We start from the raw sequence: 23,917 nt of genomic DNA, 5'->3' as shown, positions 1-23,917 counted from the left end.
AAGGGGGGAGCGATAGAAGATGAAGCCTGCTGTCATCGGTACGGTTGCGATCTTTTTCGCAGCCCTTATATACATCTTATTTAGTCACTATAACAGCCCAGGCTTATCTCATTCGCAAGGATCCCAAAATGACGATACAGCGGATAACAAGGTGGAAGACGCGCCAGAATCATTTGTCACCCTGAAAATGATTATGCCCGGCGATCTGTCGGCGCGAATGGGCGACTTCGTTGAGAATGAATTGAACGACCGACTGAAAAAAGATTTGAATATGAAGCTTGAATTGACGTATATCCCATGGTCCAATTATCAACAAAAGTTGGAACTGGCCTTATCCACCGGAGAAGATTACGACTTGTTCTGGTATGGCGCACCGTTCGTCTCCGTCTACTACACCAAAGGTTATATTAGGCCGTTAGATGAGCTTCTTAGCCAATACGGGCATGATCTGATTAAACATATTCCCGACAGTAACTTCAAGCAGAACCGGATCGACGACAAGCTGTGGGCGATACCGTCCCAAGCATTCACGTCCGCCGGAAAATTCTCTTCCGTCATGGTCCGCCAGGATTTGCTGGAGAAGGTTGGCATGTCAGACATAAAGACAATCGCAGATTTAGAACAGTTTTATCAAGGCATGCAAGGGATAGATCCCAGTTATTACGGTTATTTGGAAACCGATCGCGGGCATGAAATGTTGTGGCGCGAATTGACGGACAGAAACTATTCATCCTTGGATGAGCGAATGTTATTTATGGTGGACGAGGATTCCGGGGAGCTTGTGAGTTATGTGGAGTCTGATTTATTCAAAAAAGTAGCTCAATTACGCGAGTCATGGGTGAATAAGGGTATCGTTGATATGAACCTTGTGGGCAATCCGGCAGCGAAGATCGATCAGGAGAATGCCGGCAAGCTTCTTTTTCGTGTAGGGGCGGTCTCCAGAGCGATGGAAAATTTGCAGACGGCACGGAATGCCGATCCGAATGCGAGGCTACGCGAATATTATCTGGCCAAGGAGAAGCCAAAGTATATTACGACCCCAAGCAATGAAGCCTTTATGATTACTTCCGCATCGGAAAATCCGGAACGCGCGATGATGTTTATGAACTGGATTTTGCAAAGCAAAGAAAATTACAATTTTATTATATATGGGGTAGAGGGAAAGGATTATGAACTGGAAAACGGTAAAATCAAGCAATTGACCAATGACCAGTTAATGTACGAATGGATGTGGCGGAACAAGGATTATTTTATCGCGCCTGCCAGCGTAGAAGATGACATTATCGAGGATATGCTTACGAATGACGAGAACTCCCGCATTTCCAAGCTATTCGGGTTTCATTTCAACGAGGCGTCCGTCAAAAATGAAATGGCGCAAGTGATGGCGGTCTATAAGGAAAAGCTAGAGCCCATTATATTCGGGTTGGCCAGTTATGATCAATATTACGAAGATGCAATCGCATCGCTCAAGAAGGCAGGCTTCGACATTGTTTTCGCCGAATTGAACAAGCAGTTCACGGAATTCCAACTCCAACATTAAGATGCTAAAGCCCGAAGCCTGGAGGACGATCGATCATGAGCAGATTCAATATCTTTACAAAACTGATGGCCACTTTGTTTATTTTATTGATCCCGATCCTGCTCCTGTTTGCCGTGTCGAATCGAACAAGCACGGGGGTATTGACCGACGAAATTATTAAGGTGAAGCGATACCAGATCGAAACGTTCGCCAACCAATTGGATCAATTGTTTTTCCGGCTGGATACGTATAAGAAAATGCTGTATGAAAGTACGGATGTACGAAATTTAGCCTATCCCGACTTGCTTGATGACGTCTTGGATAAATATAGAATCAATCGAACCGTTTCCGAAGAGATTAATCGACTTGCCGGTTATGGCGATTGGAAAGCGGTGATCGCGGTACTCTATCCGAAGACCGGAATCGTCATCAAAAGCAACTCCAGTTTGAACGCGCTTCCAAAAGAGCTTCCCGCACAAGATACGTTCTGGCAATACTATTCCGATTCCAATGAGGATTATTTCATGGGAATATTGTCATATCCCGAGAACTCGGCGGAGTCGGGCGAGGCGCATATGAGAGTTGTGCTTAAATTCGGCGTAGCCGCCTTGCGCAGCGCTTTGTCTGAATTTAAAGCGAATGGTTCGGGAGATCCGTTCCTGTATCATCCAGGAGCCGACCCTATCTATAATTATTCGGTAAATGTGAATCAAATCGAAGAGTTTCTACCCCGGCTTAAAGGGATCGATCCCTCGACGGAAAGCGGATATATGCTCCTGAAATCCGACAAGACGAGGTTTCAGGTTCACTATCAGAAGCTGGAGTCATTAGGCTGGTATCTTGTTGATTATGTGCCGATCAGCCATATTATGGCGCCGATCAGCCGGAACCAGACGATGTTCTATGTCATAAGCGGCATGCTGCTGTTTATGGGGGCTTATCTTGCCTTTGTTATGTATCGTAATATTCAGATTCCGTTTCGCAAAATGATGCAGAACATGAATTTGATCGAAAAAGGGATTTATTCCGTAAGGATGACAGACAAGCCTAAAGGGGAGTACCGGTTTCTTTATGATCGATTTAACTCCATGGCGTCCAAGATAGAGGAACTGATTGTGGATGTATATAAAGAACAGCTTCGATCAAAGGATGCGACGCTGAAGCAGCTGCAATCGCAGATCAATCCGCACTTCCTGTATAACACGCTCGCTTATATCAAAAGCATGATCGAGTTGAACGAAAACAAAGCCGCCATTTCGATGACCATGAACTTAAGCAAGTATTATCGATATACGACCAAGACGGGGAGCAAGATGGTGCGGCTGAAAGAAGAACTGGACTTGATCCATTTTTATCTGGAAATCCATTGCATGTTAAGAGACGACTTTGAATTTCATATCGAAATCGAGCCGCAGATGGAAGATCTCGAAGTTCCGCGGTTAATTGTACAGCCGCTAGTCGAGAATGTCATTCTTCATTCATTCAATAATCATCCGGAATACGGAATGATTACCATTAGGTGCTGGAGGGACGAAGGGATGAACCATGTAGCGGTTGAGGATACGGGCACAGGAGTTGATTATTCCATGATCGAGTCTATTAAAAGGAAGATTTATTCGAGCAACGAAGAAATAGAATCCGGTCTGAAAAATGTCCATCAACGTCTGCGATTAATGTACGGCGGCGACTCGGGCTTGCAGCTTAGCAAATCGGATTTGGGCGGACTTTGCGTACAATTAAGTTGGAGCAGCAAGGAAAGTATGTCTTGACCTAAGGAGGAACAAGCATGTACGAAATATTGATCGTGGACGATCATACACATTTGGTTGACAGTTTGGCGATCGGACTTCCATGGGAGCAAATGGGGATTACCAATGTCTATAAAGCCTATTCAGGTGAAGAGGCTCTGGAGCTGCTCAATTACCGATCCGTTGATATTGTAGTAACGGATATTCATATGAACGGAATGACCGGACTCGAATTGATTGCCCGAATCAATGAAAAATGGAAAAACACGAAGGCCGTAATAATAACCGGATACGATGAATTTCAATATGCAAGAGAAGCCATCCAGCAGCAAGTAAGCGATTATTTGTTGAAGCCGGTATCGAACGAGGAATTGGAACAAACCCTTCGCAATCTAATTGATCGAATTACAGAAGAAGGAAAAGAGCTGTTGAATCAACAAAAATTCGTATATCGTTTCCGGGAAAGCTTGCCCAAATTAAGAGAAATGTTTTTGTTTGACCTCATATCCGGTAAAAATTACCCTATATCTGATTTGAAGGACAAGATCCAGTTATATGGGTTGCCCTTTTCTGTAGAAAAGGAATCCATCCTCTTATGCATGAGAGTGGAAGAGGATTATTCGAATACGGATCTCTATAGTCTTTCGTTGATTGAATATGCCATGTATAACATCGTAGAAGAAGTGTTTATGAATAAATTCAATGTGATGTATTGTAAAGATTCGCATGATTATTTGATTTTCATGGTTCAAACCAATGAGCTCGAACAATCGGACAAAGACAGTTCGGCTATGATAGAAGACTTGGCCAGACTCTCCCAGCATCAAATCAAACTATATTTAAAGTCGAAGGTTTCCATTGTACTAAGCAATTGGGGAGCATTTCCCGCAGACATCCTGCCTATGTATCATTCTGCTTTATCGATATATACCGATTATATCGGCTATCAGACGGAAAGCTTTTTTCATGCGACGCAAAAGAAAGAAGTTTTCGAAATCCAGCCGCTTGGCGAGCTTTATCGCCCCCAAACCTTAATGGAGCTAATCGATATCGAGCAGTGGGCGGCATTCGAGGGCAAGCTGACCCGGATCTTCGAGGAGCTTGAAGGCGCTGGCAGCGGAGCCCGTGAATACGGGTTTGAAATCTATGTTGCGTTGCTGCAAGCGTACTCCTATTATTTGCACAAGAAGGGCAAACGGGTCTTTGAAGTGTTTGGAAGAGATATTGAGAAGCTGTTGAAAATGGATGCCAGCTGGAGTGCGGGTCCGTTAAAAGAATGGGCCTTCGGCAGCTATGTTCAAATCAAAGCTTACAGCGACAGCCGTTCGGACAATATCCGAACGGACTTGATGGAACGGATTCGCCGTTTTATACAAGAAAATATAAAAGATATAACGCTGCAAACGGTAGCCGATCATGTTAATCTGCATCCGGTATATGTATCCAACTTATTCAAGCTGGAAACAGGAGAAAACTTCTCCAACTATGTGCTTCGCCTGCGAATGGAGAAAGCGGTTCAGTTGTTGAAGCACAGGGATTTGAAGATCAATCAGATTGCGCTTGAAGTCGGCTATCAGAAGCCGCAATATTTCATTAAGTTATTTAAGACGCAATACGGGATGACACCGCAAGAGTATAAGAACAGTTTGTGAGATTAGAGAGGCTAGATTCGGAGAGTTGTATATATAGATTGACAGCCCCTTCGTTCTTTAGATCCTTGCCTAAGCTAAACTGCGCAAAAAATATTCTTCCGATCGCTGTTGTGCCCAGATTCCATTAATAAATTCTAAGGGGTGGAATCCGGGCACAAAGGCGACCGCTGCCGCTTCTCCAGAACATTTCTTGCTCCGTTTATGCAGGCTGTGATCATTTGAAATTACATTTTTTGGACAGCATCTTTTGCTTGTCACTTTATACTAGACTGGAAATCATACGACCAAATCGACTAGACAGATCCATCCATGCTGCGATTTTGCCCATTAGCCTGTATGAAATCCAATCAAAGACAATTTGTGTGGGAGCTGCCCCTTCTGGGACAACTCCTTTTTTGTATGATTAGAAATGCACTAATGCGCTTGGCCGGTTTCCTTCCGGTACTCCCTGGGCGAGAGGCCCGTTTTTTTGCGAAACAGTCTGTTGAAAAAAGTGATATCCTGGTAGCCGACTGAGGAAGCAATGTCCGCGACTTTGCGGTCGGTCGTACGGAGCAATCGGCATGCTTCGTCGATCCGGGCCGATTGGACGTATTCGATAAACGTCATGCCGGTTCGGCTTTTGAATTTGCGATGAAATTGCCGCTCTCCAAGAGCAGACAGTTCGGCTGCTTCCTTTAGTGTAATGGGGGAATGGAATCGATTATGGATAATATGGAGCGCCATTTCCATACCTGGCGAAATGGGTTCCTGCGCATTAGAAGACGGCTCGTCCCGGTAGCGGTGAAGGTACAGCAGCAGCTCGAATACGGCCAAGTGCATCTCGGTGTTCCAGCCTGGCCGCTTGGTTGTGTAGGCGTCATACAGCTTCAGAAATAGCCGCCGGAATTCACCAAACGCGTCGCGGTATTGTTGCCAATCGGGCTCATCCAGCAGCGTCGCAAGCTCCGCTCCTCCGGGAAAGCTCTGCAGCAGAGGTCGAATCGATTCTACAGCCATCAAGCAGTTGTAGACGATGGGCGGGCGGCTGTCCGATGCGGCAGCAGGACGGAATACGTGGGAGACTCCGACAGGAATGAGGAAAATGTCACCTTGATGCACTTGCAACGCCTGATCGCCTATATAATGAGTGCCGGAGCCTTCCCCGACATAGCTGATCTCCAGAAAATCGTGGCGATGTTCGATCTTTTCGAAAGCTTCAACCGCCCGGTTCACATATATGGGAACATCGGGACGAAAATAGTTATCGCCTTTGGACAAGCTGATTGAACGTTGAATCGCCATCATGATCTCTCCATAGTCGCACAATGATGTCTGAAATATCCCGTATAGAAGTCAGGATCGACAGGATATTCGGACTCAGCCTCATCTTATAATGAAAAAAAAACGAATACAAGCATTACGTGAATTGGAGATGACGGCGTGAACAGTTTGCACCAAATAAATGTGTTAAAGAGAGAGTTCCTCGATCCGCCGGCTGAATTTAGCCCGCTGCCGTTCTGGTTCTGGAATGACGAGTTGTCAGCAGAGGAAATCATCGGACAAATCCATGACTTCCACGCGAAGGAAGTAGACGGCTTCGTCATTCACCCGCGGATGGGCCTGCCAAGGTCGATGCCTTATCTATCGGAGCCTTATATGGAGCTTGTCGAATTGGCGGTAGCCGAAGCGGATAAGCTGGGCATGAGGGTCATTCTTTATGACGAAGGCATGTATCCTTCCGGCTCTGCTTGCGGAATGGTCGTGAAGGAGAACGACGATTACGCCAGCCGTGGTTTGCAAATGAAGGAATATCCTTGCATGGCGACCGGAGAAGATTTTCAAACCCCGATTGAGCTGCAGCCGGGGGAAAACCTGGTTTCCGCATTGGCGGTTCGCAAGCTTTCCGATGTGGAGATTGATGCCAAGAGCACGCTTGTGCTTCGTCCCGAGCAGGACCGTATTCGGTTTACCCCTCCTGATTCCGGAGATTGGTCGGTCTTATTATTCATCGAGACACCTTCCAAGGGGACTATCCGAGGGGTTCATCCCGGTCAGGACGACGGAGAATCCGACGCTCCTTTGGCCGCCGACTTATTGAATCCCGATGCGGTTCAGACCTTCATCAGGTTGACGCATGAAACGTATTACAAGAAGCTGAGCCGCTTCTTCGGAAGCACGGTTATTGCCATGTTTACGGATGAACCTGATTTGCTCGGGCGCAATCATTTGAAAGGATTAAAGCCGTGGACCCAAGGTTTCATGAATGAATATATGGAGGGCGGATGCCGGGAACAGGATTTGGCGGCGCTTTGGTTCGAAGCCGGAGACAAGGCGGCAATGATCCGCGAAGCTTACGAAACGGCAGTCCGCAATCGGCTGGCCCGGACGTATTATAAGGCGCTGGCCGATTGGTGCGAAGCCCACGGGATCGGTCTGACCGGTCACCCGGCGGCGAGCAACGATATCGGGCTGTTGGAACATTTTCATATTCCGGGACAAGATGTGGTTTGGAGATATGTTGCGCCGGAGGCAGGAAAAGCGGTGACTGGCGTGCACAGCACGATGGGCAAATGCTCGTCGGATTCGGCGCGCCACCGCGGCAAACGGAGAAATCTGAATGAAAGCTTCGGCGTCTGCGGAATCGAGGGAGGCTGGTCGCTCAGCGCCGACAATATGAAGTGGTATTTGGACTGGTTGTTCGTCAGAGGCGTCAATCTGATCGTCCCGCATGCTTTCTATTACTCCATTCGCGGGGAACGCAGAGATGAGCGGCCGCCGGATGTGGGACCCAATAATATATGGTGGCAGGATTATGCCCAATTCGCGAGATATATGAAGCGGATGAGCTGGCTGATGACCTACGGCCGAAACGGCGCGGAAACGGCGGTTATCGCCGGGGATGCCGAATTGCCATGGAGAATCGTCAAGCCGCTGTACGAAGGGCAGATCGAGTTTAATTATTTGGAAGAAAGCCTGCTTAGCAGCTCCACCGAATGCAAGGATGGCGTATTGTCGATTGCCGGATACCGCTACAAGGCGGTTTTGGTGGAGGACGGCAAGCGGCTGGCGCCGGACAGTTGGCGGATGCTACAAATCTTTGCCGGACAGGGCGGATTGGTCATCGAGCTTTCGGATGACGATCTAACAACGAATCACATCGGTCAGGTTCGGGTTGGACGCGAGGAAGAAATACCGGAGCTGCTGGCGCGCATGCTCGGCAAAGATGCTCATCTTGAGCCTGCAGCGGATTCCATTCGGATCAGCCGGATAACGAAGAATGGCATCCTGTTCTACGTTATCGTGAATGAAGGCGAAATCGGTTACGAGGGAACGCTGGCGATGAGCCGCTCCGGTTATACGGAATATTGGTTGCCTTGGACCGGAGAAGTTAGGCCGGCAAGAGTCGAACAGGCAGGGGAAGGGCAGAGGCTGCATGTAAGAGTCGAGCGCCGGGAATGTGTAATTATCGCCGTAGATCCGAATATGGAGCAGGACGGAATGGACTGTGAACCAGGCGAGGGCGTTGCAATTGCCGATTTGTCTTCCCATTGGCGTGTCGTTGGAGGCCAAGTGAGGAATGTAGAACTACCGGCTCTTTCCTCCTGGACGGAATGGGATGGTCTGAAGCACTATTCCGGTACGGTTACGTATGAGAAAAGCTTTGAGCTAAGCGATCCGTCCGCTTGGGCCGAGGTTAACCTGGATCTTGGCGAGGCTCATGAACTGGCACGGCTATGGGTCAACGGCCGGGAAGCGGGAGTGCGCATGTGGAGCCCGTATGTATTTGACATTGGAGACTTTTTAAGGCCAGGGACAAATGTACTTAAGGTGGCGGTAACGAACAGCTTGGCCAATCGTTACGACGGCAAGTCGTATACATCCGGGCTGATCGGTCCGGTACAGCTTAACGGTGTAAGGAAGTAACGAAATTGTTTATATAGCCTCAGTAATGAATTTTTCTGAACTGGCTGGGGCTTAATTGCTCATGCTTCTTGAAGACGGAGCAGAAATAATTAACATCCTCAAATCCCGCCAGCGATGCAATTTCCTTCACTTGCATGCGAGGATGCTGCAGCAGCAGCTCCTTGCTTTTCTTAATTCGCACGGAATTAATATACTGGAAAATTCGGATGCCTGTTGTTTTCTTAAATACCGTGCAAAGGTGCTGAGGCGTATATTCCGTAATAGCGGCCAAGTCATCCAAAGCCAAAGGCCGGGCAATGTTCTGTTCAATATATTGGAATAACGGCTTCAGCCTACTATTCAGATTCGTAGCGCTATTGTCTGGTTGGGCGGAAGTATATTGCAAAAGATCCGTCATCAGCGCGTAAATGATGCTGGAGCATTGGACGCCTTTTAAGGGGATATCCGATTGTTCGATGTCCAGTATGGCTTGCGTTTTGGCTGAGAATATTTCAGGTCTCGATATGAACAAAACGCCGGATGATACGATCCCAGCCGTTCGAGTCAAGAACGCGTCGACTTGATGGCCGTCGAAGACGATCCAATCCACGACCCAGGAAGGGCTAACGGCGTAATATTCGTGAGCGACACCCTTGAATAGAAGCATAGCCATTCCTTCTTTTATACGAAACGTTTTTCCATCCACACGCAGTTCGCCTTCGCCTTCTACGCTTTGAATCCACTGATATAAATAGCCATTCGGACGCACGACATGCTCTTGATTCCAACCTTGCCCTACCTGAACAAGATAATAAGGAAGCTCCCTGTCCGATTCCGTAATGATAGGAATGTATCTTTTCGTCATCTGATCTCATCACCTTAATATATTGCTATTATTCTTAAAATCATTAGATTGTTAGCGCTTTTGTGGAGTCTTACAATAAAAATATAACAAAGGTTAGGAAGACGCAAGGGAATTCAAATCCATGCAGCGAAAGGATGTTACTCGTTATGTGTCGTGTCGAAACAAAGATAATGAATGGCTGGGAATTTACTTTGAAAGAACCCGAGGATCGCAACTTCGAGCCTGTGCATTTGCCGCATGATTGGGCGATCACCGCTCCGATCAATCCAAACATGAAGCAAGCGAAAGATCAGGGATTCAGGGATAGATGGGGGATTGGCTGGTATAGAAAGCAGTTGGCCATCAAAGAGATAAAGAAAGGCTTTGTCTATAAGCTGCAATTCGACGGCGTGTATGAAAACAGTACGGTATGGGTGAACGGCAAAGAGGCAGGCGGACAAAAATACGGTTATTCCAGATTTACGCTCGATATTACGAGCTTCATACAGGAGGGGGATAACCTCATCCTGGTCAAAGTCGATAATACAGCCTTTCCGGCCGACAGATGGTATTCGGGAGCGGGGATTTATCGGACCGTCAAATTGCTTGAATTGAGGGAAAACCATCTTGAGCCGGAAAATATATTCGTGAAAACAGCGGTTAGCGGTGATACGGGCATGCTGACGATCGAGACGGGTGTTGCTTCCTTGGTCAAAGCACGTGTCACGAATGGAACCACACAGGTGATCGGCGAGTCCGACAGCGGAACGATCCATATTGAAATCCCACAGGTCAAGCTGTGGAGCCCGGACCAGCCGAATCTGTACCGTGTGGAATTAACGCTTATGGACAACGACCAAATCGCCGACATTTATGAACTGCGAATTGGCGTCAGAACGATCGAAATGGTTGTCGGCAAAGGCATGCTGATCAATGGTCATGCTATTAAAATAAAAGGTTTTTGCGTTCACCAGGATGCAGGCTGCGTTGGCGTAGCCGCCACTCCTGAAATATGGAAGGATAGGCTGCTAGAATTCAAAGCAATGGGCTGCAATGCCATTCGCACCGCCCACCATATGCCGGCATCGGAGCTGCTTGATCTATGCGACGAGCTGGGATTGCTAGTCTACGAGGAGCCATTCGATAAGTGGACCGGCGGCTCGTACCGAAGATATTTCGAGACGGAGTGGCAGCGTGACCTGGAAAGCATGGTTCGGCGGGATCGGAACCATCCGTGTATTTTTATATGGGGAGTCGGGAACGAGGTTGAGAATCAGGGGCAGTCATCGATGCTGAAGATTCTTCAGATGTTGAAGGACCACTTGCTTACGCTCGACGATACAAGGCCGGTTACTTATGCGATGAACCCGCATTTTAAATACGAAAACAATGTTGATCTGGCAAATGTGGAAGATATCCAGCAGTTTGTGGATACGGAAAGCGATACGGAAATCTATGACCAATCCGAAAGGGTCGAACGCATCCGCAGAATCGGCGAGATTGTGGACGTGATCAGCTGTAATTATCAGGAGCAATGGTATCCTGCCATCCACGAGGCGATTCCGGATAAATTAATATTGGGAACGGAGATGTACCAATATTTCAGAGGTCATCCTGATCAAATGCAAAATTTCAGCGAGGATGTGCCTTGGATCGATGTGGAGAAACACGATTACGTGATCGGCGGCATGCTGTGGACAGGCATCGATTATTTGGGTGAATCGATGGGGTATCCTGCTAAAGGCTGGGCGGGCTCCTTGTTCTATACCAACAACGAGCGTAAGCCGCTCTCCTATTTGTATGAGAGTTATTGGTCGGAAAAGCCGATGGTTTATTTCTCCGTGATGGACTATTCCTTGCAGGACGAAGGAGTGAAGGAGCATTGGGACGCGCCAAGATACGCGAGCCATTGGAACTTCCCGCAGTTCAACAAAACGGTTATTCCTTACATGATCGCGACCAATTGCGAAGAAATTACACTGGAATTGAACGGCAAGCAGCTTTATGTGAAGCAGCCGTCTTCTTATCCGAACCGAATGATCACCGGCTTTATGCCTTATCTGCCCGGAACCGTAACGGTAAAAGGTTTCATTGGCAAGCAGGAGGTCTGTACGTATACCCTCAGAACGGCGGAGCCTGCTTCTAGACTGCGCTTTGATGGGGAAGATATCAGACTGGCAGCCGAGGAAGGTTATCAGAAATTATTCACTGTCCGATCATTCGATAAGGAAGGGACACCCGTATTCCGGGAAAGCGCGAAGGTAACGTTCCAAGTTACCGGACCGGCGGAGATCGTAGCTGTCGATAATGGCGATCTTTGTTCCAGCGAACCCTATGACCGATATTGGATGCATATGTATCGAGGCTGCGTCAGCACGGTCATCCGATTCACCGGAGACCGAGGACGCGTTGTGCTGTCGGCCGTCGCCGAAGGGATGTATCCCGCGGAGCTTGTTATTGTTATCGACTAAGGAAACACACGAAAAAAAGACGATTGATCTGTGAAGATCGATCGTCTTTTTTTCGTGTTGACGAACTTATATTATTTCTATACTATTAGAAATATAGAAATAACAATTTATGTAATTAAACGAATAGGTTAAGGAAAGGCGTGGTAAGGATGAGTCATAAGCCTTTGTTGGTTATCGTCGGTTCTGGACCGGGAATAAGCGCCGGTATAGCCAAAAAGTTTGGCAGCAATGGTTTCCGCGTGATTCTCATATCAAGAACCGAGCCGTCGCGGGAACGTATCTTGGAGGAGCTTCGACAGATACCTATAGAATCGTATGGAGTTACTGCAGATGCATCAGATCCGAATGCAATAAAAGAAGCTTTTAAACAGATAAAAACCAAGTTCGGAGCGACTGATGTTTTGGTATATAATGCGGCACACATCGTGCCAGGAGATGCTCTTTCGTTAACCGAACAGGTGCTAATTGAAGATTTTAAGGTGAATACTGTTGGTGCGTTGACCAGCGCTCAACAAGTAATTCCAGATATGATCGAGCGTAAACAAGGGGCGCTTTTTTTCACAGGCGGCGGAATTGCGCTCAATCCTAATCCACTTTATACATCATTATCGATTGGCAAAGCTGCGATCCGTTCGCTTGGAACTTCAATGGCCGAGACCTTGTCTCCTCATGGCATTTATGTAGGTCAGGTTTTAATCGCTGATCATGTCAAAAAGGGAACGTATTACGATCCGGACCGAATAGCCGATGTGTATTGGGAATTATATAGTAAAAAAGAACAGAGGGAATATTTATTTAAGGAATGAAGGATATTCTTCAAGCGTGATAGGCGGGAAAATAGCAAGGCCGATGAATCGAGAAGTGATTCATCGGCCTTTTCATGATTAAGACAGCTTCCCATCGGACAAGTCATTCTTCGAATGGAAGGAGGCATCACCATAAGAGGAGGAGGCCACCCTAAAGAATGGACAATAGATCAGTGAATACCTATCATGCATCATTTACGATTACTCAATAAAATTGGAAAATAGGATAGTGTGCTTTTAGTTATGCAGGGGCCGTTATGACGGTAAAGGTTTTGTAAGAAGATGAAGAGCGAAGGAGCGGGCGAATACCGTGAAGATAGCAAGCATTAAAGAATGTCCGATCAGCTTGGAGGTCGGAGATTCGTTAAGTCTGCCGCAATATGTCGTTGTGGAGCTGGAGGGCGGCTTCCAGGAGAAGTTTCCGGTTGAATGGGAGACTGTCGACACGTCGCGATTAGAGAAGCCAGGAAGCTTTACGGTTGAAGGGACGGTTAGGGAGGATAACTATCCGAATCCCCTGGTTACGAATCGTGCCGATCCTTATGTGTATAAACATACGGACGGATACTATTATTTTACAGGATCCGTACCCGAGTACGATCGGCTGGTCCTGCGGCGTTCCCGTACCGTTGCCGGCTTGTCTAACGCGGAGGAAACGGTCATTTGGACGAAGCATGAAACGGGAGAGATGGGCAACCATATATGGGCGCCGGAGCTTCATCGAATCGATGGCAAATGGTATATCCATTTTGCGGCCGGATCGGCTGAGGAGAAGTGGGCTATTCGCCCTTACGTTCTGGAATGTGAGGATGAGAATCCGCTAACCGGTACTTGGACGGAGAAAGGAAAGATTAAGCTCCCGGTCGAGAGCTTCTCCCTGGATGCGACGACCTTCGAACATCTTGGACAAAGGTATCTAGCCTGGGCTCAGATTATCGATGTATCCTGTCTATATATTGCGAGGATGGACACACCATGGTCGATTTGCAGCGAACCGATCAAGCTTTCGTCTCCCGAATATGACTGGGAGATTCAAGGCCATCGCGTGAACGAAGGCCCCGCCGTGCTGAAGAGGAGCGGCAAGTTGTTCATGGCTTACTCTGCCAGCGCTACGGATGACCGCTATTGTATGGGATTGTTAACAGCGGACGATACGAGCGACCTGCTAGATCCAGCATCGTGGACGAAATCAAAGGAACCCGTATTCGTAAGCGACGCAACTGCTTCCGAGTATGGTCCGGGGCACAACAGCTTCACGGTGTCAGAGGATGATGCTAGTGATTTGATCGTCTATCATGCGCGTCCCTATAAAGAAATTGACGGGGAACCGCTCTATGATCCCAATCGGCATGCTCGTGTTCAACGGTTATTATGGAAGCCCGACGGCACTCCTTTCTTTGCCGTGCCGGGATGGAAATTGGACACAGCGGGATACACCGCAAAAGCCGTTGTAACGATTCAATAATAAAAGCGAAAATAAATGGTGGTGCTAGGGAGGTTAACCCTGCATCGCCATTTCTGTCTTTCGGTCTATTTGCCTCCTTAAAGCGACCCAACCTTAAGAGTGATTGGATTTTATACAGGCAAATGGGATGAAAGACGTCGAATAAGCAGTTTGGTTGGAGTTCATACAGGCAAATGAACAACATTACTCAGAAATGACCAAATTGGGAGAATTAGACTGTATGTTTTCCACTCAAAGCTACTTGTTCCGTCTACTAGAGCCTGTTTGGTTGGACGAATTCCACTCAAAAGTGACAAGGATTGGATGATGAGGGGGTACGTTTCTCATAACACTAGGACAAGCCGCTATTTGTCCCTATCGCGGGGGTGAAATGTCTTTATTACTGGGAAACGAAAACGATGCAATTGTTATAATTGCTCTAATCGAGCTGTGAAAGGATGAGAATGACATGAACAAAAAGCCAACGTGGATCTGGTATCCGGGCGATTTCGAGATATACCATCATTTGCTGCTGAACACTAGACGGGAAGAACGCCATCACTACTGGCCGGCTTTCTGGCGTCTAGATGATTGCTATCACAATGTGCGTTTCCGTAAAGAGGTGTATTGCGACGCTCCTGAAGAAATGACCGTATACGCCCATGGTATCGGACACGTTATGGTCGATGGGCGAAAGTTCCCCTTCCGGCAACCGATTATCCTTTCATCCGGCCAACATGAGATTGTCATTGGTATTGCCCGAACGGACGGGCTGCCTTGCGTCTATGTCGATGGGAAACGGAGTGCCAGCGACTCGTCATGGGAGGCAAATGATTTCAGCTTCGAATGGCTTCCTGCAGGCTGCAATGAGCTATATCCGAGCAAAGAGGACGACCCTAACATTTTTGCGTTTCAATATAAGGAATTGAAGCCTCTTTCGATAGAAACTAGAGAGGACGGCATTCTATACGACTTCGGCCAAGAAACATTTGCTGTATTATCATTCGAACATATTCAGGCACTTAACGATATTCAGTTATTTTACGGTGAATCGATAGAGGAAGCTTTGGACACGGAGCATAGTATTCTGATTGATACGGTTCCGGCCGGCAGCGAAGCTCATCGCTGTCCTCCTCGGGCATTTCGGTATTTGTTCATCCAAGGGGCGGAGACAGAGCAATTCATGCTGACGGCCTTATATGAATATTTGCCGTTTGACCGTAGAGGAAGCTTTACCTGTTCCAATGAGATGATCAATCGGATTTGGGATACGGCTGAATATACGTTTCACCTGAACAGCCGCGAGTTTTTCTTGGACGGGATCAAGCGAGACCGCTGGGTATGGTCGGGTGACGCTTACCAGAGCTACTTGATCAACAACTACCTCTATTTTGACGCCGATATTACGAAACGGACGATTATTGCATTGCGTGGGAAAGATCCTATCGTTAAGCATATCAACACGATTCTCGATTATTCTTTCTATTGGATCATGAGTATTAACGAGTATTATCAAGCAACGAAGGATATCGATTTTGTAACGTTTATCTATCCACGGATGAAGTCGATGATGGATTATTGTATCTCGCTTGCGGATGAGGACGGTTTTATTCGAGGCAGAGAGGGAGATTGGGTGTTCATCGACTGGGCGGAAATCGACAAAACCGGTGCCGTGAGTGCCGAACAAATGCTTTTTGCGGAAAGCTTGAAGGCGACATGGGCATGCGGTGAGCTGCTTGGCCGTGGCGAAGTGCGTTATTTGGAACATTATGAGCAGTTAAAGGTACAGATTAAAGCGTCGTTCTGGGATCAAGAACGGGGGGCGTATATCGACAGCTTCGAATCCGGTAAACGCAATATTACCCGCCATGCCAATATTTTTGCGCTGCTATGGGGGTATGCGGATGCGGAACAACGGGAGAGCATTATCGCGAAAGTGCTTCTGAACGACGAAGTGCCTCAGATCAGCACCCCTTATTTCAAGTTTTATGAGCTGGAGGTCATGTGCAATATCGGCCGATTGGATGCGGTGACCGATCAAATACAGTCATATTGGGGCGGCATGCTGCAATTGGGTGCGACGACTTTCTGGGAGGAGTACAATCCAGAAGTAATCGATCTGGAGCGATACGGCATGTACGGCGACCGCTACGGCAAAAGCTTATGTCATGCTTGGGGCGCGAGTCCGATCTATTTGCTCGGGCGGTATTATCTTGGCGTATACGCCGCCTCGGCTGGATACGATACGTTCGTCGTAGAGCCTCGGCTTGGCGGATTGGAATGGATGAAAGGAACGGTTCCGGTAAACGGCGGGACGGTATCCGTGGAACTGACGCAGCAGTTTCTCGAGGTTGTCACCGATCAAGAGGGTGGAACGGTACGCTATGATGGAAGGGAGTATCCGCTCTCGATAAATAAACCCTTGAGAATTACGCTGAAGTCAGTGGTGCAATGACCTCTGCAGGTGTGAACGAATCGATACAAATGGTATATAAAATGCACCATTTGGTGATTGAGACTCGGCCAGTAACTTTGGATAATGAAGGGAAGTGCCGTATCTCTCATAAATAAGTAGAGGGGAGACGGGAAAGGACTGGTGACGAAATGAACGATTCGAGGCCGAATTTGCTGCTGATTACCGTGGATCAAATGAGAGGCGATTGTCTGAGCATCCTTGGGCACAAGGTCGTCGAGACGCCGAATTTGGATCAACTGGCGCGCAGGGGCATGTTGTTCCGCAATGCGTATTCTTCAACGCCGACCTGCGTGCCGGCGCGGGCGGCGCTGTTTACCGGCATGAGCCCGCGTTCGCACGGCCGCGTCGGTTACGAGGAGAATATTCCTTGGAATTACGAGCACACGCTGCCTGGCGAGTTGGCAAAGGCCGGTTATCATACGCAGTGCGTGGGCAAAATGCATGTCGATCCGGCTCGCAGCTTATGCGGCTTCCATAACGTTGTGCTGCACGACGGCTATTTGCATCATAACCGTTTCAAGCATACGAACACGGTGGCGGAGTCGCATGACAGCTGCGACGATTATTTGCCATGGCTGCGCGAACGCGCGGGGGCCGGTGCCGATCTCATCGATCTCGGTCTCGACTGCAATGCCTCGACCATGGCCCGGCCCTGGCATCTGCCGGAGGCGCTCCATCCTACGAATTGGGTCGTGACGCAATCGATCGATTTCTTGCGCCGGCGCGATCCGCGAAAGCCCTTCTTCCTTTGGAGCTCATTCGTTCGGCCGCATCCGCCGTTCGATCCGCCTCAGGCGTATTGGGACCGGTATGACGGGGAGGACTTTCCGGATCCTGTCGTCGGCGAATGGGCAGCTAAGGACGATCCAGCTCGCGGCGGTCTCGACCCCGTGACTCGATCGGGCGTCGTTCCTAGAAGACGTCTAAGGCGCGCGATGGCTGCCTACTATGCGCTCATCACCCATATCGACGACCAGCTGGGGAGGCTTATGAACGCCATGGAGGAATACGGGGTACTGGACCGTACGATCATCGTCTTCACCTCCGACCACGGGGAGTTGCTCGGCGATCATCACCTGTTCCGGAAGGCGCTCCCTTACGAAGGCAGCGCGAAAGTACCGCTGATCATAGCCGATCCAGGCGGAATGCTAGATTCCCCTCAAGGAGCAACCGTCGACGCTGTCGCGGAACTGCGGGACATCATGCCGACGCTGCTTGACTGCGCGGGCGTGGACATTCCCGCGGTTGTGGACGGCCGAAGCTTGCTGCGCGCGCGGGAACTCTCTCAAGATGGCAGTTGGCGGACCTATATTCACGGGGAGCATGCATACGGCGAACAATCGCATCAATATATGACCGATGGCCGTCAGAAGTATATCTGGTTTACGCAAACGGGAGAAGAGCAGCTGTTCGACCTGCTGCTTGACCCGCAAGAGCTGACGAACAAGGCGGAAGAGGAGTCGTATGCCGACAGCATCCGGTTGTGGCGCGAACGCCTCGTCCGCGAGCTGGACGGGCGTGAGGAAGGATACGTGCAAGACGGTAATATCATCGTCGGACGAAAGCCTTTAACAGTTCTTAGTCATATTTCACCCTAATAGGATCCGAAAGCTTATGCCGGCGGAAGCGGCAGACGTACTCTTACGACGGTGCCGCTTCCGAGCTGGCTGCCCACCTCGATGCCGTACCCCTCGCCGTAATGGAGGCGAATCCGGTCATTCACGTTTTTCATGCCGATATGTTGATAGGCTGTGCCGTCCCTGGAGCGAAGGGTGCTCCTCAGCTGTGCCAATCGTTCCGGCTCGATGCCTACGCCGTTGTCCGTCACGATAATTTCCATATGCCGATCTTCCCGGAGCTCTGCTTGTATGACGACCTTGCCGCCGCTCGCATGCGGCTCGAGGCCGTGGGTCAGCGCATTCTCGACAATGGGTTGAACGATCATTTTCGGGATAAGGACGTCATGCAGGTCTTCCGAGGTATATTGCTCGAACTGTATCCTTCCCGGGAACCTGCCTTGATGAATCGTAATATAGGAACCGACGACCTTCAGCTCTTCCTCCAGCCTTACTTCGTTCGACCCCTTTATGCTGTATCGCAGCATCCTGCTTAAGGCAGCGGTCATTTCATAGATGTCTTGATTTCCTTTTACAATGGCAATGCCTTTGATTGCATCCAGCGTATTGCTGAGAAAATGCGGGTTGATCTGACTCTGCAGGAACGACATCTCCGCGCGTTGCCGCTCGATATCGGCCTGGTAGAGCTCGCCTGTCGTCTCCAGCAACTGCTGTGTCAGATCATTGATCCGGTTCAACATCGTGTTGAACTGGGTCGATATAACCTCGATCTCCGCGTAGCCCTCCAGCTCGACCTTCGTATGCAGCACGTCCAGATTGCCGCTCTTCAGCCGCTTCATGAATGCGATCAGCTTTCCGAGGGGCTTCAATATATTCATCATGAGCACGGAATACGGTATCGTAACGAGAAGGAGCGTAACGAACAACATCACGTAGCTTGTTTGCTTAAGCCCTTTCAGCTCCTTAATGAGATTGCCGATAGGCACCGCTGAGACGATGTTGCCTTCGATCTCCGGCAAGTCGAAGGATTGGATCGCGTATGATTTCCCGCCGATCTTCTCGTTAACAGCGCTTTCGCCGTAACCGGAATAGAGCGTCAGACGTTCTGCGCCTAGATTCAGCTCCAATCCGTCAGCGTTCGCGTACACCAGATTGCCGTTCGTTCTGAGGTAGAAGCTCGTGCCCGACAGCCTAGGAAACTTTTCGATCTCTGCTTGAATGGATTTAGCGTCCAGGACGACCGTAATTAATCCGATTTTTTCTCCGTACCGGTATGTGTCGCGAGATGCGAACAGATTCATGCCGAAGAGGAACGTGTCTCTTGCGAGCAGGGGGTCCGCCTTTTTGAAGCCGCCGTAATGCACGTTCCCTTCGTAATTGATCAGCTTGTCCATCATCTCCCGAGCCAAGCCGATTTTGCCGTTCAGCGAGGTGTGCTTGCCGGAAGCGTTCACGATAATAATGTCTACGATATCGGGGTTGGTGCTTTTTATGACTCCCATTAGGCTTTGCACTTTTTTCGAAAGCTCGTACGTGAGCAGATTGTCATTTTCGGCCAGAAAATCCTGAACCGTCGTATCATAACCGAGATTGACCATAATGCCCGAAATCTTGGCGTAGTTGTCGGATACCCGCTGCTTCAAATTGGACACGAGCTCCATATTGTATTGCGTATTCTGGTTCACGATGACTACGCTGGATTGCCGGAACGCCATGATGCTGACCAGCGGGATGACGGCAAGGAGGACGGCGCCGATCGCCAGCACTTGCGTTCGGATGGAAAGTTTGCTGAATACTCTCATTGCGCCTCCCTGTACTGCGTAGGCGTCATGCCGTTCAGCCGCTTGAAGATGCGGGTAAAGTAGAAGTAGTCGTTGAAGCCGCATTTTTCGCCGATCTGGCTCACGGTCATATCCGTCTCGGCCAGCAGCCTGCATGCGTATTGAATTCGCTGGCGGGACAAGTATTCCACGAAGTTTTCCCCTACTTCTTTCTTGAACAGCTGAGACAAGTAAGTGGGGCTTAGGTAAAACTTCTCCGACAAGCTCTGGATCGATATTTCTTGATTGAAGTGATGATGAATGTACGTAAGGATTTCCTTGATGCGATTGTGCGTTACCCCGGCCAACCGGGAGGACAACTCGTCAGATAGATGATTCAGCGTATGCTTGATTAGGTAGTCGATCATAACGTCGGAATGGCCGTAGTCGTAGTATAGCTGGTCATAGCCTTCCAGAAAACGGGTATGTTCCTTAACGCCTTCCCTCGTGAATAAATACATGACGGTATTGAAGATCAGATAAGCGTCCTTGATCGTTAACGCATAGCGGTAGAACAACGGTCTGCAAGACTCCATGACCGACACGAACCGCATACGGTCCTTTAGTGCGAGAGCGCTAGTCAATTCCGTCAGCAGATCGTCAATGGTCGATTCTGAGGGAACGACCGGGCGATAAATGCCGCCTTTTCCAGTCGAGAAGGAGCCATATGCCGCCACGGACGCTGCCTCCAGCGCTGCTTCCAGCTCGGCCAGACTGGCGGAGGAGGGGCCAATGCCGACACTGTAATCCACGGCGTTGCCGGACAAGTCGGGCGGACTTAGAAATTTCTCGACCCGATGGCTGTAGACGAGAAGGCCTACGCGCCTGCTGTTCATGCGGAAGCGGATATGCTGCATGTCTCCCCGGTACGGGGCGGGCGCATATCCCTGTACGACGATCGGCGTCACCTGCATTCCCGCATTGATCGGCATGCCGGCAGATAGGAGCTTCTCCGCCAGCAACTGCTCGTTTCCGGAGCATAATATTTCGTATAGTTCTTGAGCGTCGTTCTCCGGCTCGAGCTGGGCCCGATCCTTCAGCGATTGCGCGATTTTGCCTAGCAAGCTCTCGATTTCCTCGATCTCGAACGGCTTCAGGCAATAGCCGAAGGTGCCGTAATTCAAAGCCTTCTGGGCGTAAGCGAATTCCGCGTGACCGCTCAGAACGGCGAAGATCGTGTGCGGGGAAATTTCCTTGCCCCGCTTGATGAGCTCAAGACCGTTAACGAGGGGCATCTTAATGTCGGTGAGCACGAAGTCCGGCCGCAGCTTCTCGATCAGCTCTAACCCTTCTTGCCCGTTCTCCGCCGCTCCCGCGACTTGAAAGCCGTAATTCTCCCAGCGCACGCCGGCCATAATGCCTTCAACAATCCAACGTTCATCATCGACGATGACTGCTTTGTACACAGCAACGCCTCCTTTACAGCAATCGTAACCGAGCATCCTCGCGAATTCGTATAGAAAAAAACAAGATAAATATGCATAAAACTATGATTTCAAAGGAAAGAAGCATTTTAATAAAAATAAACAATGAAAATACCGGTTTTATCTATACTCTGCAATCCTGATTGTTCATTATAATATGGCTGAATACATGATGGAAGAGCTTATAGGAAGATGGTCAAGCAGGTAAAAAACGGACTATGCGCTTGATCACATGCGACCCCGTTATAAGCGCATTTCCTGTAAGCGTTCACAAGGCGCACGACAATGACAGAGTGGAGAGTGCTTGGATGGACATTCAAATAAAGGGTTTAACGGAGGATCAACGACAAGCCATATCCGAAGCGGCAAGCGGCTTGCGCGTTGCGTTGTCGGCGGAGGGTATCTCCGTGCAATTCAAACCGGGGAGCGGCGGCATCGCCGTTCAGTACGACGGTCAAACGGTTGTTGTCGCTTGCGGCGGAGGCTCGCAGTTTGTTCGAGCGTTCGGACTGGTCGTGGAGGGGCTTAGAAAAGGCAAACCGTTCAGCGTGCAGGAGACGCCATGGTACGACAGTTTGGGCATTATGATCGACTGCTCCCGCAACGCCGTCCTGCATATGGACGCGTTCAAAATGATGATCAAGCGACTGGCGCTTATGGGCTATACGACGGTTCAGCTATATACGGAAGATACCTACGAGATGAAAGCCTATCCGTACTTCGGCTATATGAGAGGGCGCTACACGGCGGAGCAATGGAAAAGCATGGACCGTTACGCGGCGCTTTTTGGCATCGAGCTGGTTCCTTGCATACAGACGCTTGCGCATCTTGGCCCTGCGCTGAAGTGGGGCGCCCATGCCGAGCTGGTAGATTGCAACGATATATTGCTGATCGACGAGCCGGGAACCTACAAGCTGATCGAAGAGATGTTCCGGACCATGTCGGACAACCTGAGCAGCCGGAGCATTAATATCGGGATGGACGAAGCGCATATGATGGGGCTGGGCAAATATTTGGACAAGCACGGTTATCATGACCGTTCCGCGCTGATGATGAAGCATTTTGCCAAAGTGATGGACATAGCCCGTTCGTACGGATACAAGGCGATGATGTGGAGCGACATGTTCTTCAGGCTTGCGAGCGGCGGCGAATACTACGACCCCGAAAGTCCGATCAGGGCGGATATCGCCACCCATATACCGAAGGATCTGAGACTCGTTTATTGGGATTATTATACGGAAGATCGTGCGAAATACGACGGCATGATGAGCAAGCATAAACAATTGAACGACAACATCGTATTCGCCGGCGGCGCCTGGAAGTGGACGGGATTCGCCCCGAACAACGCATTCAGCCGTCATATCGGAATTATGGCGCATGAGAGCTGCGTCGCAAGCGGGATACGCGAGACGCTCGTTACGGCATGGGGAGACAATGGGGCGGAATGCTCGCTCTTCGCTGTCCTGCCGACCTTGCAACTGTGGGCGGAGCTTTGCTATAAGAACACGGGAGACGAAGCCGTGCTGCGGGAGCGCTTCGAGACATGCGCGGGCGGCGATTACGGAGATTTTATGGCCTTGGATCTCGCCAACCTGGTTCCCGATAATCCTTCGCCGGGTCTAAGCATGGGCAATCAAGTCAATCCAAGCAAATATTTGTTGTATCAGGATGTGTTGTACGGGTTGTTCGATAAGCATGTTCAGCCGCAAGCTTACAGGGAGCATTATGGAAGAAGCGCAGCGTTATTGGAGATTGCGGCGGCGCGCAATCCGCAATGGAACGATCTCTTCGTAACGCAGGCCGCGCTGTGCAGCTTGCTTGAACTGAAGTCGTCTGTCGGCGTCGAGATAAGAGAGGCGTACCTCGCCGGCGATAAAGAGAAGCTAGGGAAATACGCGGAGTCATTGCTGCCGGAAATAACGGCAAGAGCCGAGCGGTTCATGAGCGCTTATAAGAAGCAGTGGATGCTGGAAAACAAAATATTCGGACTGGATGTATTCGATCTGCGCATGGGTGGACTCTTGCAGCGGATCCATACCGCGATCGATCGCATTAGCGGGTACGCGCGAGGCGAAATATCGCATTTGGAGGAGTTGGAAGAGCCGATTCTGACGTTCGACGCGAGGGAAGAAAGCGAGCAGAAAGTCATAAGCGTTGCCTTGTGGCATGCGATTGCCACGCCGTCGGTTCTTGCGGGCATATAGAACGGAAGCCATATAAACTCTTATCAGCGAAAAGGAGATGGATGCAA

14 protein-coding genes are annotated in these 23,917 nt (G+C 49.4%); 10 read left to right on the top strand and 4 right to left on the bottom strand.

What is annotated here, in order from left to right:
- The first annotated feature begins 19 nt into the window (after positions 1 to 19).
- The 3 genes from AC0YN0_RS21730 to AC0YN0_RS21720 are packed head-to-tail and all read left to right on the top strand — an operon-like array spanning position 20 to position 4,919.
- Complete coding sequence (locus AC0YN0_RS21730; RefSeq protein ID WP_475823128.1) at positions 20 to 1,540, top strand: extracellular solute-binding protein; 1,521 nt, start codon at positions 20 to 22, stop codon at positions 1,538 to 1,540.
- 35 nt (positions 1,541 to 1,575) lie between these two features.
- Positions 1,576 to 3,288 carry a sensor histidine kinase gene (locus tag AC0YN0_RS21725; protein WP_475823127.1) on the top strand — a complete coding sequence of 571 codons (1,713 nt, stop codon included), beginning with the start codon at positions 1,576 to 1,578 and terminating at the stop codon, positions 3,286 to 3,288.
- A gap of 17 nt (positions 3,289 to 3,305) precedes the next feature.
- Positions 3,306 to 4,919, top strand: a complete 1,614-nt coding sequence (locus AC0YN0_RS21720) for a response regulator transcription factor (protein WP_475823126.1) — start codon at positions 3,306 to 3,308, stop codon at positions 4,917 to 4,919.
- 414 nt (positions 4,920 to 5,333) lie between these two features.
- On the opposite strand, the gene AC0YN0_RS21715 is transcribed toward AC0YN0_RS21720, so the two are convergent.
- Positions 5,334 to 6,206, bottom strand: coding sequence for a helix-turn-helix domain-containing protein (locus AC0YN0_RS21715; RefSeq protein WP_475823125.1), 873 nt, complete (start codon positions 6,204 to 6,206; stop codon positions 5,334 to 5,336).
- A 135-nt stretch (positions 6,207 to 6,341) separates the two neighbouring features.
- On the opposite strand from AC0YN0_RS21715, the gene AC0YN0_RS21710 reads away from it, so the two are divergent.
- Complete coding sequence (locus AC0YN0_RS21710; protein WP_475823124.1) at positions 6,342 to 8,825, top strand: glycosylhydrolase-like jelly roll fold domain-containing protein; 2,484 nt, start codon at positions 6,342 to 6,344, stop codon at positions 8,823 to 8,825.
- Between the two features lie 19 nt (positions 8,826 to 8,844).
- Here AC0YN0_RS21710 and AC0YN0_RS21705 read toward each other — a convergent pair whose 3' ends face one another.
- Positions 8,845 to 9,669, bottom strand: a complete 825-nt coding sequence (locus tag AC0YN0_RS21705; protein ID WP_475823123.1) for an AraC family transcriptional regulator — start codon at positions 9,667 to 9,669, stop codon at positions 8,845 to 8,847.
- A gap of 146 nt (positions 9,670 to 9,815) precedes the next feature.
- Here AC0YN0_RS21705 and AC0YN0_RS21700 point away from each other — a divergent pair, with 146 nt between their 5' ends.
- The 5 genes from AC0YN0_RS21700 (at position 9,816) to AC0YN0_RS21680 (ending at position 18,443) form a co-directional block, all read left to right on the top strand.
- Positions 9,816 to 12,119 carry a glycoside hydrolase family 2 TIM barrel-domain containing protein gene (locus tag AC0YN0_RS21700; protein ID WP_475823122.1) on the top strand — a complete coding sequence of 768 codons (2,304 nt, stop codon included), beginning with the start codon at positions 9,816 to 9,818 and terminating at the stop codon, positions 12,117 to 12,119.
- 149 nt (positions 12,120 to 12,268) lie between these two features.
- Entirely contained in the window at positions 12,269 to 12,925 is a 657-nt protein-coding gene (locus AC0YN0_RS21695) for an SDR family NAD(P)-dependent oxidoreductase (RefSeq protein WP_475823121.1), read from the top strand.
- A 310-nt stretch (positions 12,926 to 13,235) separates the two neighbouring features.
- The gene (locus tag AC0YN0_RS21690; protein WP_475823120.1) at positions 13,236 to 14,390 is read left to right on the top strand and encodes a family 43 glycosylhydrolase; all 1,155 of its coding nucleotides are present in this window, start codon (positions 13,236 to 13,238) and stop codon (positions 14,388 to 14,390) included.
- Between the two features lie 448 nt (positions 14,391 to 14,838).
- Positions 14,839 to 16,824, top strand: a complete 1,986-nt coding sequence (locus tag AC0YN0_RS21685) for an alpha-L-rhamnosidase-related protein (protein ID WP_475823119.1) — start codon at positions 14,839 to 14,841, stop codon at positions 16,822 to 16,824.
- A gap of 149 nt (positions 16,825 to 16,973) precedes the next feature.
- Positions 16,974 to 18,443, top strand: a complete 1,470-nt coding sequence (locus AC0YN0_RS21680; protein ID WP_475823118.1) for an arylsulfatase — start codon at positions 16,974 to 16,976, stop codon at positions 18,441 to 18,443.
- A gap of 14 nt (positions 18,444 to 18,457) precedes the next feature.
- On the opposite strand, the gene AC0YN0_RS21675 is transcribed toward AC0YN0_RS21680, so the two are convergent.
- Positions 18,458 to 20,224: a sensor histidine kinase gene (locus tag AC0YN0_RS21675; protein ID WP_475823117.1), complete on the bottom strand. Its 1,767-nt coding sequence runs from the start codon at positions 20,222 to 20,224 to the stop codon at positions 18,458 to 18,460.
- Positions 20,221 to 21,648, bottom strand: a complete 1,428-nt coding sequence (locus tag AC0YN0_RS21670; RefSeq protein ID WP_475823116.1) for a response regulator transcription factor — start codon at positions 21,646 to 21,648, stop codon at positions 20,221 to 20,223. Before AC0YN0_RS21670 ends, AC0YN0_RS21675 begins: the two co-directional genes overlap by 4 nt.
- A 326-nt stretch (positions 21,649 to 21,974) precedes the next feature.
- Between AC0YN0_RS21670 and AC0YN0_RS21665 the strand changes: the two genes are divergently transcribed.
- Positions 21,975 to 23,870, top strand: coding sequence for a family 20 glycosylhydrolase (locus AC0YN0_RS21665; protein ID WP_475823115.1), 1,896 nt, complete (start codon positions 21,975 to 21,977; stop codon positions 23,868 to 23,870).
- Positions 23,871 to 23,917 lie beyond the last annotated feature (47 nt).

Source organism: Paenibacillus sp. J22P218 (assembly GCF_056269195.1).
The sequence above is the reverse complement of the archived record's forward strand: the minus strand, read 5'-3'. Positions and strand labels throughout refer to the sequence as shown.

Excerpts from the sequence above, each read along its gene's own strand:
- AC0YN0_RS21730 (WP_475823128.1), top strand. The coding sequence starts at position 20 with ATGAAGCCTGCTGTCATCGGTACGGTTGCGATCTTTTTCGCAGCCCTT.
- AC0YN0_RS21725 (WP_475823127.1), top strand. The coding sequence starts at position 1,576 with ATGAGCAGATTCAATATCTTTACAAAACTGATGGCCACTTTGTTTATT.
- AC0YN0_RS21720 (WP_475823126.1), top strand. The coding sequence starts at position 3,306 with ATGTACGAAATATTGATCGTGGACGATCATACACATTTGGTTGACAGT.
- AC0YN0_RS21715 (WP_475823125.1), bottom strand. The coding sequence starts at position 6,206 with ATGATGGCGATTCAACGTTCAATCAGCTTGTCCAAAGGCGATAACTAT.
- AC0YN0_RS21705 (WP_475823123.1), bottom strand. The coding sequence starts at position 9,669 with ATGACGAAAAGATACATTCCTATCATTACGGAATCGGACAGGGAGCTT.
- AC0YN0_RS21700 (WP_475823122.1), top strand. The coding sequence starts at position 9,816 with ATGTGTCGTGTCGAAACAAAGATAATGAATGGCTGGGAATTTACTTTG.
- AC0YN0_RS21695 (WP_475823121.1), top strand. The coding sequence starts at position 12,269 with ATGAGTCATAAGCCTTTGTTGGTTATCGTCGGTTCTGGACCGGGAATA.
- AC0YN0_RS21685 (WP_475823119.1), top strand. The coding sequence starts at position 14,839 with ATGAACAAAAAGCCAACGTGGATCTGGTATCCGGGCGATTTCGAGATA.
- AC0YN0_RS21680 (WP_475823118.1), top strand. The coding sequence starts at position 16,974 with ATGAACGATTCGAGGCCGAATTTGCTGCTGATTACCGTGGATCAAATG.
- AC0YN0_RS21675 (WP_475823117.1), bottom strand. The coding sequence starts at position 20,224 with ATGAGAGTATTCAGCAAACTTTCCATCCGAACGCAAGTGCTGGCGATC.
- AC0YN0_RS21665 (WP_475823115.1), top strand. The coding sequence starts at position 21,975 with ATGGACATTCAAATAAAGGGTTTAACGGAGGATCAACGACAAGCCATA.